The organism is Rhodopirellula sp. P2, assembly GCF_028768465.1.
In the GTDB taxonomy this organism is placed as follows: domain Bacteria; phylum Planctomycetota; class Planctomycetia; order Pirellulales; family Pirellulaceae; genus Rhodopirellula.
In genome coordinates, this window is sequence record NZ_CP118225.1 from 3,228,694 (window position 1) to 3,239,967 (window position 11,274).

General features: G+C 57.9%; 7 protein-coding genes. 3 read left to right on the plus strand and 4 right to left on the minus strand.

Features of this window, described 5'->3' with window-relative positions:
* Positions 1–31: 31 nt before the first annotated feature.
* From PSR62_RS11390 to mfd, 4 genes are read right to left on the minus strand one after another with little or no spacing between them, the layout of a single operon-like run.
* Positions 32–649 (minus strand): aspartate kinase, encoded by a 618-nt coding sequence (locus tag PSR62_RS11390; protein WP_274407866.1) that lies wholly within the window; start codon positions 647–649, stop codon positions 32–34.
* Positions 634–1,779 (minus strand): hydantoinase/oxoprolinase family protein, encoded by a 1,146-nt coding sequence (locus PSR62_RS11395; protein WP_274407867.1) that lies wholly within the window; start codon positions 1,777–1,779, stop codon positions 634–636. The genes PSR62_RS11390 and PSR62_RS11395 overlap by 16 nt, the downstream gene beginning before the upstream one ends.
* Positions 1,764–3,065 (minus strand): PQQ-binding-like beta-propeller repeat protein, encoded by a 1,302-nt coding sequence (locus PSR62_RS11400; protein WP_274407868.1) that lies wholly within the window; start codon positions 3,063–3,065, stop codon positions 1,764–1,766. The genes PSR62_RS11395 and PSR62_RS11400 overlap by 16 nt, the downstream gene beginning before the upstream one ends.
* Positions 3,066–3,094: 29 nt before the next feature.
* Positions 3,095–6,517: a transcription-repair coupling factor gene (gene mfd / locus PSR62_RS11405; RefSeq protein ID WP_274407869.1), complete on the minus strand. Its 3,423-nt coding sequence runs from the start codon at positions 6,515–6,517 to the stop codon at positions 3,095–3,097.
* A gap of 79 nt (positions 6,518–6,596) precedes the next feature.
* Here mfd and PSR62_RS11410 point away from each other — a divergent pair, with 79 nt between their 5' ends.
* From PSR62_RS11410 to PSR62_RS11420, 3 genes are all read left to right on the plus strand, one after another.
* The gene (locus tag PSR62_RS11410; RefSeq protein WP_274407870.1) at positions 6,597–7,637 is read left to right on the plus strand and encodes a Gfo/Idh/MocA family protein; all 1,041 of its coding nucleotides are present in this window, start codon (positions 6,597–6,599) and stop codon (positions 7,635–7,637) included.
* Positions 7,638–7,913: 276 nt separating this feature from the next.
* A complete protein-coding gene (locus PSR62_RS11415; RefSeq protein WP_274407871.1) occupies positions 7,914–9,422 on the plus strand; it encodes a sulfatase in 1,509 nt (502 codons plus the stop codon).
* Positions 9,423–9,883: 461 nt separating this feature from the next.
* The gene (locus PSR62_RS11420; protein ID WP_274407872.1) at positions 9,884–11,263 is read left to right on the plus strand and encodes an SGNH/GDSL hydrolase family protein; all 1,380 of its coding nucleotides are present in this window, start codon (positions 9,884–9,886) and stop codon (positions 11,261–11,263) included.
* Positions 11,264–11,274 lie beyond the last annotated feature (11 nt).

Here is an 11,274-nt window from a genome sequence, read left to right on the forward strand (position 1 = left end):
GGTCGTCAGGAGCCATGTGCGATGCGTTCGTTCAGGAGGTCGAGTGAATGGGCAACTGCTCGACTCGCAGTTTGGTTTCCAGTGATGCCAGCACGGCACACGCCGGATCGACGATTCCGTGCGTGATCCAGTCCTGCAGACGGTCCTCGGCATCAACGGTGCAGGACTTCAGCAGCACCACCTCGCTTGCGTCACAGAATTTTGCGATCCACATCGCGATGGAGTCCGTTGTGGTCGACCAGGTCTCCGGCAAAGGAGCATTCGAATCCGAGTGGTAAACCACTTCGGGACGCAAGAAATGGATCGTCGCGGAAGCGGGCTTCTTCGAATCACTGAAAGACGCCGCATAACGCAGCCAATCCTCTTCCGTCTCGAGTTTTTCGACCGACGGAAAACGACCGTCGGATTCAAAGCTTGCTGCAAGATGACGCATCGAGTGTTCCAACATCGCGACGCACTGCCAGTGAACCGTTCGTGGATCGCCAGGCCGCAATCGGTCCCACTCACGGACCGCATCGATCATCTGGCCGCCACCGATGATCAGGCAATCGTGGGCAGGTGCTTGGTTGCGGTGCCAATGATGAAAATCATCCAGCAGGTGGGGGCGGGTCAGCAGGCTGCCGCCCAGTTTGATCACACGGCGTTGCATCGGACCTCTCGATGAGTGTCCAACCACAGTCGAGCGACGGCAAACGCGGGGGCCGATCGCGAAACCTCGGGGGTCAAGCGATCACGCAGGTCGATCGCGCTTCGTGCCGTTGTGGATTGAGTGACCAAGTCTTGCCCGTGTCCGCTGAGCAACAGCGTGATCTCTTCCTGGGAGTTGCCGCCGAACTGTGCGATTTGACGCTGCAAGCTAGCATCGATCTGTTTCTGGGCGGATTCGATGATTTGCTGGGAAACCGAATCGGCTTGCACACTGGAAAGCTCGTTCGCGTCCCAGCCAACCATCTTTGCCAGGCGACGATGTGCCGATTGTCTGTCGCGAGGTCTGCCGTCGGCGGTGTCGTGGTCTTCAGTCTCGTTGTCTTCGGTGGACTCAGGTTGCTGCTTCAGGATCAAGCGCGCGTCATCGATGGTCGCAAAAAACTCGTTCATGACCGGGACATCGACTCCATCGATCATCAGCCTGTCGACCAAGGAACAAACCGGCGTTCGACGACAACCCACATAGACAAGCGAACCGTCACGAAGTCGCTGGTGATCGGTCTTGGCACCGGTGGCAACCTGTCCGTTTTGAATCGGGATGAGGTCGGTCGTGGTGGAACCCACGTCGATCAGGATTCCATTGGCTGCGACATGGCGTCCCGCCCAAGAAGCCAACGCATGCCAATTGGATGCCGCCAAAGCATCGACCTGATCGGAAGTCTGATCCTTTCCAATGAATTCGCCCGCGGTGGAGTAGAATCCAAGGTCCGCAGCGGCATTGAATTGCTTTGCCGCTGATTGGACTTGATCCGCAATGTGCGTCACGCCGTGCTGACGGTCGGTGAAGCAATCGGCCAACTCGCCCGTCATGGTGACCGCAATGCCCGCGATCAAATCCGCGTCGGCGCGGGCTTCCGCCAACAACGCTGCCCAGTCTGACAGCAGTTGTTCCGCGAGTGACTCAGGTCGTTTCCACATGGGGAAAAAAGATTCCCACGCAGTTGCTTTCTCGGTTTGTTGGTTGATCAAGACCGACTTCAAGTTGGCCCCGCCGACATCGACGCCCAGCACGAACGGAGAACGCGTACCGGGTGAAGGTGAAGTCGGTGTTGCGGTCAAGGGCTTGTCCATCGAAAGGCGGTCAGGGAATCCAAAGCACGAATCAAAATCAGCGGTTGGTCATTTTCGCTGGAGACTGCCAGATGAGCCCAACTGTCCTCGGCGACCTGTTGGGTATCCAGCACCGTGAACTCCTTGGGATTCGCATCGATCAATCGCAGCTTGCCATCCGCACTGAGTGACAGAATACGGTTTTTGTTACGGACCATCGACCAGTACTTGCCGGCGGGCGGCGAGGTCCACTGAATCGAACCATCGGCGACTGACAAACAGGTGAAGCGTTCGTTCTTGAGGTGCAGGTAAACGTGATCATCGACCACGACGGGGGATGACATGTAGCCTTGCGTTTTCTGATTCCAGCGTTCGCCGGCATTCCAGGTTTTCTCCGCTGACTCGCCGCGTTGGATATCAAACAGTTGGCTCTTTCCGCTGTGGGCAGCCGTGAACACCGAGTCGCCGATCGCGAGCGGTGTCAAAATGTTCATGCCGCGAAAAGCTTCGATGGCTTCACGCCAGAGAACCTCGCCGGTGTCCAGTGAAACGCCGCACAGTTCTTCGCGAGTTTGAACCAGCAATTGTTCTTGACCGGCGAGCGTTGCAATCGAAGGACTGCTGAATGCGCCGCGGGACATCATGTCTTCACCGCCCGAGAGAACCGTCCACAAGACTTCGCCGGATTCCAACGACAGCTTCGTCAGTCCCGCGCCGACTTGAACGTAGATCGCTCCGTTGTGAATCAGCGGCGAGCAGGCCGCACCAAATGGCTGCAAGGACGATCCGGTTTGAGCGGGGAAATCGATCTTCCAGCGTTCCTCGCCGGTTTCAGTGTCCAAGCAAACCAGGACATCTCGCATTCCCAGGACGACCAAGTAACCCGGCACGCACGCGGGAGTGGCCCGAATCCAGTCGCCGTTGGCGGCCGCAAAAAACGGCACCGACATGGATCCTTCCCATTGTCGTTCCCAACGCAATTCGCCGGTGGCGACGTCGTAGGCGGTCACCCGTTCGGATTGTTTGTTCACGGTTTCGGTGGTGAACACCAACCCGTCGACCATCACGGGGCCGCTGTAACTGGGGCCGAGAGGAACCGACCAAGCCTTCACAAGGTTTCCGGAAAGACGATCTGGCCAAGCGGTTGACTGAGCGAGCGTGCCGTCTCGATTCGGGCCCCGCCATTGGTTCCAGCTACTCGATGCCAAGCGATCCGGTTCGGCTGAGTTGGCTGGCGTGAGCGTCCCGGCAGGGGCAAGACTGAAACAAAAAACTGCCAGCAACAGGCGGGAAGCTCGAAGACGCATGTCAGGGTCCGATCGCGAAAGAGGAGGGGTCAACCAATCCATAATGCAGCGCGGGCAAGTTGCAGCCACGCTTTGCCGGCCGGATCGGACATATCGTAGTCCTTGATTGGAATGTAGGCCTTTTGATGGTCGACGATGCGAATCGGGATCGAGGCGTTCTTTGCCAGTTGATCCATCCGCGAACGGTTGGAGTACTGAAGCACGATGAAGCGATCGTTGGTGGTCAGCGAAACCAAGCCCCAGGAGGCTGCGTCGAGCCGCAATTCACACAATTCCAACATCCGAACCGCGGGGGGCGGTGGCGAGCCAAAGCGGTCTTCCAGTTCTTCTCGCAGGGCCTTCACATCAGCCGCTTTCTCGATCCGAGTCATCCGCCGGTACAGATCGATTTTGTGCCGCAGGTTGGGCACGTAATCTTCCGGCAGATAAGCCTCGATCGGCAAATCGATGTCCACATCGGCTGACAACTTCGGCGGCAACTTCTGAGCTTGTCGGACCGCGTCTTCCAGCAGTTGACAGTACATTTCGTAACCCACCGCGGCGATGTGCCCGGATTGTTGGCTGCCCAGCAAATTGCCTGCCCCGCGAATTTCGAGGTCTCGCATCGAAATCGCAAAGCCCGCACCCATCTGGGAATACTCTTCGATCGCTCGCAAGCGTTTGCTGGCTTCTGGCGTCAATCGCTTGTTCGGCGACACCAGCAGGTAGCAGTACGCCTGGTGTTTGTACCGGCCAACACGTCCACGCAATTGGTGCAGGTCGCTCAGCCCGTAGCGATTGCCATCGTCGATGAACATGGTGTTGGCGTTGGGAATGTCCAATCCGCTTTCGATGATGGTCGTGGCCAGCAACATGTCGAACTTGTGATCGATGAAGTCGACCATGACTTGTTCCAGTGCACCTTCGACCATTTGGCCGTGGCCGATGCCAATTCGTAACTCCGGGACGATCGCTTTGATCCGAGCGGCCAAGTCATCCATGTCCCCGATGCGGTTGTGGACGAAGTACATCTGGCCGCCGCGGTTGAGTTCACGCACGATGGCGGAACGCAGCATCTTGTCGTCCCAGCGAGTCACCTTGGTCTCGACCGCCATCCGTTCGGCGGGAGGGGTTTCCAGATTGCTGATGTCGCGAACGCCGACCAAAGCCATGTGCAGTGTTCGCGGAATGGGCGTTGCGGAAAGCGTCAGGACATCGACGTTGCTGTGCCGGGTCTTCAGGCGTTCTTTCACCGCCACGCCGAACCGTTGTTCTTCATCGATGACCACCAAGCCGAGGTTGTTGAATTCGACGTCTTTGCTGGCGACCCGGTGGGTTCCAATCACGATGTCCGCTTTGCCTCGCCGGATTTCCTTCACCGTTTCACGTTGTTCCGCCGGGGTGCAGAATCGGCTGAGTTTGCGGATTTCGACGGGGAATTCCGCCATCCGCTCGCGGAACGATTGGTAGTGTTGTTCGGCCAGCACGGTCGTTGGAACCAGCACCGCGACTTGATAGCCGGACGAGACCGCTTTGAAAGCCGCTCGCATGGCGACTTCGGTTTTTCCGAATCCGACGTCGCCACAAATCAACCGGTCCATGGGCCGCGGCGTCTCCATGTCGACTTTCAAGGCTTCGATTGCCGACAATTGGTCCGGTGTTTCCAGGTATGGGAAGCTGGCGTCGAACTGACGTTGCCATTCGTTGTCCGGTGACATGGGGATGCCCAGACGCGTGGCACGTTTGGCTTGCAGTTCCAGCAGTTCGTCGGCCATGTCGGTGACCGCAGCTTCGGCTGCCTTCCGCTGGTTGGTCCAGCTGATGCCGCCGATTTTGGCCAGTTTGGGCCGGTTCTTGGTTCCCCCCACGTATCGCTGAACCAATTGAATTCGCGAGGCCGGGACATGGATCTTGGTCCCGCCGTCGAACTCGATGGTCAAGTGTTCTTGGTGCTGGCCGTTTTTCTCGATCGAGTTCAGCCCGCGGTACAACCCGATGCCGTGCGACAGGTGAATCACCAAGTCGCCGGGCGTGAGCTGCGTGAACGAATCGATCGGTTTGCCGCGCGTTCGTGTTTTGGCGCGACGCACGGGGCTGCGGTGGAATAGTTCGGCGCCGGTGAGCACCAGAATCTCAGCGTCGGTCAAACGGAAACCGCCACTGAGGTCAGCAACCGTCATGTGCAAGCGACCTTGTTTGGCCGCATCGGTGTCCTCGAGCAACTCGGTCAGCCGCTGTCCATCGGCGGGAGTGTCACCGACCACGATGACCTCGTGCCCGGCCGCCACCGAATCCACTTTGGATTTCGTTTCGTCCAACGACGTTGCAAAGCTGTCCGCGCTGGCGGTGTGCATGTCGACAACGTCCGTCGGGGCTCCTTCGGCCAGCGATGTTCCCGTGACGACTTTGTGGCTCTTCAGTTCCGAAAGCAGTTGCTTCATCGAAACGAAGCGTTCGGTCTTGGCGACTCGAGCGAGCAAGGCGTTGGACGATTGGTGGCAATCCGATGGATCGATCACCAGCACCACGGTGTCTTCGGGCAAGTAGTCGACGATCGTGGCTTCGGCGCCCACGCTGTCATCGACGATCAGGTCCAGCGGTTCGTCGTTGTTCTCTTCCTCTGCGAAAGGGCTTTTGACCGGTTGAGTTCCGATCGCGGCGAGTTCGACCTTGCTGAGCGTTTCGCTGCTTCGCTGAGTGGCCGCGTCGAAGCGACGGATGGATTCGATTTCATCGTCGAACCATTCGATTCGAATCGGCTGAGGTTGGTCCGGCGAATACACGTCGAGCAACCCGCCGCGGCTGGCAAATTCGCCCGGCACCTGGACCGCGGTCACCGCCGCGAAACCCGCCTCGGCGAGCCAACGCCGGATCACCTCCGGATCGACAATGTCACCGACCGCCAATTCGCGGGTCGCCTTTTCGAGACTCGTGACCGAAGGCACCCGCTGGATGGCGGCGCCGATGTACGAGGTCACGACCAAAGGTTGCGGCGAATTCTGATCGCGGGCGCGGAGTCGCTGGAGCACTTGCAACCGGGCCGCGTAATCGGCGTCGCGAATGGAGCTGCCCGTGCCGTCGCCGGCCGACAGGGGCAACGCGACCACATCCTCAATCCCGAATGACGAAATGTCTCCGGCGACAATGTCCGCGTCGACGGCTTGTGGAAGCAGCACCAGCACGTGCGGGTGATGGCGGGTCAGTGTGGCGGCCAGCAAACCGCGAATCCCGCCCCAGACTCCGGAGAACGCCAGCGGCACTGGACCACTGGTCTTTTTTTTCGTTCGTTTCGCGTCGCCTTGGGGGGGGCGACTCAAGACCTCTTTCAGCCCAATTTTCGCGTCCAGGATGGCCGGGACATCGCGAAGGGATCGCAGCTTCATCGGGGAGGCGTTTCTTGAAGCGGTGGGCACGGCGATGGGACCTGGATGAAATCGGGGTGCAAAACAGCCTCCGGTGACGAAAGCTGCCATGAAAACGTATCTTGATCGTAGTTTTTCGCCTACCTCAGCGATCCCCACCCTGTTTCCTCGCACAAAAAAGACAAACAACATGAGCATCGGTATTGGCATCGTCGGCGCCGGAATGATCTCCAATTTTCATGCCAAAGCCATCGCGGATTCCACCAACGGGCACTTGGTGGGGTGTTACAACCGCAACACCGAGCGAGCCGAAGAGTTCGTGGCGCAACATGGTGGTCGCGTGTTCAAAACACTCGAGGAAATGCTCGCGGATCCTGAAATCGGAGCCGTTTCGGTCTGCACGCCCAGCGGTGCTCACGCCGAACCAGCGATCCAGGCCGCGGAAGCCGGCAAACACGTGATGATCGAAAAACCTCTCGAAGTCACCCAGGAACGCTGTGACCAAATCATCGCTGCCTGTGAAAAAGCCGGTGTGCAATTGGGCGTCACCTTTCAAAGCCGTTTCCACGAATCGTCTCGGCTGATGAAAAAGGCGGTGGAGGAAGGCCGGTTCGGCAAAATCACCATGGGCGACGCCTACGTGAAGTGGTACCGCAGCCAAGAGTATTACGACAGCGGCGCGTGGCGAGGAACCTGGAAGCTCGATGGCGGTGGCGCCTTGATGAACCAAGCCATCCACTCGGTCGATCTGCTGCTGTGGTTGATGGGCGATGTCAGCGAAGTCTCCGCGATGGCGTCGACGATGACGCACGAACGCATCGAAGTCGAGGACATCGTGGTCGCGACGCTGAAATTCAAAAACGGTGCTCTGGGAGTCATCGAAGCCACCACGACAACCTATCCAGGGGCTCTCAAGCGAATCGAGATCGGCGGCAGCGAAGGCAGCGCGATCTTGGAAGAGGAGGACCTCACGCAGTGGGAATTCGCAAACGAAACCGATGAAGACGAAGCCATCCGAAAACGCATGGCGGGGATGACTGAAACGGGCGGAGGGGCCAGTGACCCGTCCGCGATCGGGCACCACGGTCACACCGCCGTCTTCAACGATTTTCTGGATGCGATCACGGAGGGAACCAGCCCACAGATCAATGGCACCGAGGGCCGACGCAGTGTGGCGTTGATCAACGCGATTTACGAAAGTGCACGCACGGGCAAGACGGTGCAGCTATAACGGTAGGGGACCGTACGACGGACTTCCGAGTCCGTCGGTGCCAATGACTTTCGACGGACTTGGAAGTCCGTCGTACCCCACGTCGAGGTCGAAGCAGGAGTCATTGGGCGTATGAACCATTTGGTGAACGCCACTGTTCCCACGTGCAACCGGGGCTAACGCCCAAACGGCTCACATGGTTCTGCCTGATTGTTCCTGTCCCCACTGCATGAATGATGCACTGGAACACGTTCCGCTTCTCCCCACCCGCATCCCGCCCTGCCCCACCCCAGCCAAATGAACAAGTTTTTTGTTTGGAGCGTCGTCCTTGTCGCGACGCTGTTTGTTTCCGAGTCCTCTGCTCAAGACTCATCGAGCCGTCCGAACGTCTTGATGATCTGCATCGACGATTTGAACGATTGGGTCGAACCTCTTGGTGGGCATCCTCAGGTCCAAACGCCAGCGATGAAGGCGTTGGCCGAGCGTGGCATGACGTTCACCAACGCGCATTGCCAATCGCCGCTGTGCAATTCGTCGCGAACCAGTCTGATGCTCTCGCTGCGTCCTTCGACGACGGGCATTTACGGCTTGGCACCATGGTTTCGCGATTTGCCCGAACTGAAGGACCGCGTCGCGTTGCCACAGCACTTCAAGGCGCATGGGTACCGAACCTACTCGGCGGGCAAGGTTTATCACGGTCGCTACGGCCGAGACAAAACGGAATTTGACGAGATCGGACCGCCGGGTGTCGCCGGTGTGAAGCCGCCCAAGAAGCTCATCCCTCCCACCCCGATCGGTGATCACCCGCTGATGGACTGGGGCGTGTTCGATCACCGCGACAAAGACAAAGGCGATTACAAGGTTGCCGACTGGGTGACGGAGAAAATCGGGGCCCTGCCCGAGGATGAACCGTTCTTCATGAGTTGCGGTTTCTTCTTGCCTCACGTTCCTTGCCATGTCACGCCGAAGTGGTGGGACCTGTATGACGATGAGACATTGCAGTTGCCACCCTACCGAAGCGACGATCGACTCGATTGTTCTCCGTTCAGTTGGTACCTGCACTGGGAGTTGCCCGAGCCACGGATGAGTTGGTTGGAAGCTCACAACCAACAAAAGAATCTGGTGCACTCGTATTTGGCCTGCATCAGTTTTGTCGACAGCCAAGTCGGTCGGGTCTTGGCCGCGCTCGAAGAATCGCCTCATCGAGACAACACCATTGTCTGCCTGTGGAGCGATCACGGATGGCACTTGGGTGAAAAGAACGTCACCGGAAAGAACACGTTGTGGGAACGTTCCACCCACGTGCCGTTGATTTTTGCGGGCCCCGGGATCGCTCACGGAAGAACCCAGTCGCCGGCGGAGCTGTTGGATCTCTATCCCACGCTTTCGGATCTGGTCGGATTGCCCGCTCCGAAGGATGTTGAAGGTCTGAGTTTGGTCCCGCAAATTCGGTCACCTGAACAAATTCGCGAAACACCTGCGATCACCGATCACAATCCGGGCAACCAAGGAATCAAGGGCGAACGTTATCGCTTGATTCGCTACGCCGATGGCAGCGAAGAACTCTATGACGTCATCCACGATCCGAACGAATTCGACAACCTGATCGGGCACTCCGAGCATGCTGACGCCGCGCAGCGACTGAGACAGTTCGTGCGATCGGATCCCGCACCATTGGCAAAGAACAGCCAGCACCGCGTGCTCGAGAAGAAGGCCGATGGCTGGTACTGGGAACACAAAAAGATCGATCCCAACAAACCGCCCATGAGCATCGCTCCCAACCAACCGTCCGATTTGAGTCGTTAGTCGAAGTTGTTTCGTGATGAAGCCTCGCAGAATATGTGAACACGTTCGCGTTCCGCAATCATCCTGGCTCCTCCTCGCCTCGCTTTGAGGTCGTGCAGTTTTCAAATGCTGTGTTCAGAAGCGACTATCATCACCCTCCCCCTGGGAGGGTCGAGCGAAGCGAGGGGAGGGTTCAGCATTGGATCCAGCGCGTAACCCTCCCCGGCCCGAAGCGGTCCGACCCTCCCGAAGGGAGGGTGAAGTAAAACTGCACGACCTCCTTCGGGGAGAGGGCTGGGGGTGAGGGGCGTCGCACTGAATCGTGCGAACTCATTGACTCATTGCCATGCCGAATGAATCGCTACTGACCAGAGAGAGGCATCCATTCAATTTTTGGCGAGTAGAAAAAAAGGCCGTTGGCCATCAACCTCCCACCTCACCTCCCCCATTTCAATCTCATCACCGACACCAAGAGACCCAACATGACACCCACGATATTGCGAAGCCTTGGATGGCTTGTCGCGTTTTCTGTCTTCTGCACCGCAAATGCATCTGCCCAAGACAATTCACTGCCGAAGTTCCCCGAGTCCGGACCGTATCAGTACGAGCCCAAACCGGATGACCCCGAGTTCGGCAAGTTCTTCCCGGCCAAGGCTCCCGAAATTGGGCCGCTGCTGCTGACCAAGGGCGATCGCCTGGTGATCATCGGAGATTCGATCACCGAGCAGAAAATGTATTCACGGATGATCGAAACCTACCTGAACGCGTGCATGCCGCATCTGGAAATTGAAACGCGACAACTCGGATGGAGCGGCGAAACCGCGGCCGGGTTCCTACGCCGGATGGATTCGGATTGCTTGCGATTCGAACCCACCATCGCGACGCTTTGCTACGGGATGAACGACGCTCGCTATCGTGCCTACGACGTCAACAACGGGCATTGGTACAAGGACAACTACCAACACATTGTTCGGCGTCTGAAGGAAGCCGGTGCCAAGGTCGTGTTGGGGTCACCTGGTTGTGCCGGGAAAATCGCCACCTGGGTGAAGGCCCCTGCGTGCACGTTGGATGAGCACAACCTGAACCTGTGCACGCTGCGAGACTTAGGAATCGAAATCGCGAAAGAAGAAAACGTCGCGTTCGCGGATCTTTTCTGGCCCATGTATGTGGCTCAGATCACGGCGGCCAAAAAATACGGGACGGACGAAAAACCTTATCAAGTCACTGGCAATGATGGAATTCACCCACCCTGGGCCGGCCAAGTCATCATGGCATACGGCTTCCTGAAATCGATGGGGATTCGCGAACCCATCGCGAATCTAAAGGTGGACTTGGCGGCGACTTCCGCGGCGGGCGGTGATCATCATTCGCTCGTCGAATTCGCGTTCGATGATTCTTCTCACAAAATCACTTTCGAGAGCCATCGCTATCCGTTTTGCGCGATCGGAAAAGACAACGACGAAAACAGCATTCGTTCCGGGATGACGTTGGTTCCGTTCAACGAAGATCTGAATCAGTTCTTGCTGACGGTCAGTGGTTTGGAAACCGACAAGGCAAGTGTCCGTTGGGGAGACCACAGCGAAGAGTTCACGAAGGAGGAGCTGGCCGAAGGAGTGAACTTGGCCGAGCACTTCGAAGTCAATCCGTTCAGCAAAGCGTTTCAAGCGATCGATCAAGCGGTGGCCGCCAAACAGGCTTTTGAAACGGTTCAGATCAAGAAAATCTTCCATGGCGAAGAAGGCAAGAAGGATCTGGAGGCCGCAGTGAAAAGCACGGAAGCCAAACGAGCCGAGTTGGTGCAGGCGATTCAAGACGCGATCGTTCCGGTGACTCACACGGTTGTGATCACGCCGGCGAAATAGAAGTGGTACGA

Bases quoted from the DNA above. Each gene is read 5' to 3' on its own strand.
- PSR62_RS11420 (WP_274407872.1), top strand. From the start codon at position 9,884: ATGACACCCACGATATTGCGAAGCCTTGGATGGCTTGTCGCGTTTTCT.
- mfd (WP_274407869.1), bottom strand. From the start codon at position 6,517: ATGGCAGCTTTCGTCACCGGAGGCTGTTTTGCACCCCGATTTCATCCA.
- PSR62_RS11390 (WP_274407866.1), bottom strand. From the start codon at position 649: ATGCAACGCCGTGTGATCAAACTGGGCGGCAGCCTGCTGACCCGCCCC.
- PSR62_RS11395 (WP_274407867.1), bottom strand. From the start codon at position 1,779: ATGGACAAGCCCTTGACCGCAACACCGACTTCACCTTCACCCGGTACG.
- PSR62_RS11415 (WP_274407871.1), top strand. From the start codon at position 7,914: ATGAACAAGTTTTTTGTTTGGAGCGTCGTCCTTGTCGCGACGCTGTTT.
- PSR62_RS11410 (WP_274407870.1), top strand. From the start codon at position 6,597: ATGAGCATCGGTATTGGCATCGTCGGCGCCGGAATGATCTCCAATTTT.
- PSR62_RS11400 (WP_274407868.1), bottom strand. From the start codon at position 3,065: ATGCGTCTTCGAGCTTCCCGCCTGTTGCTGGCAGTTTTTTGTTTCAGT.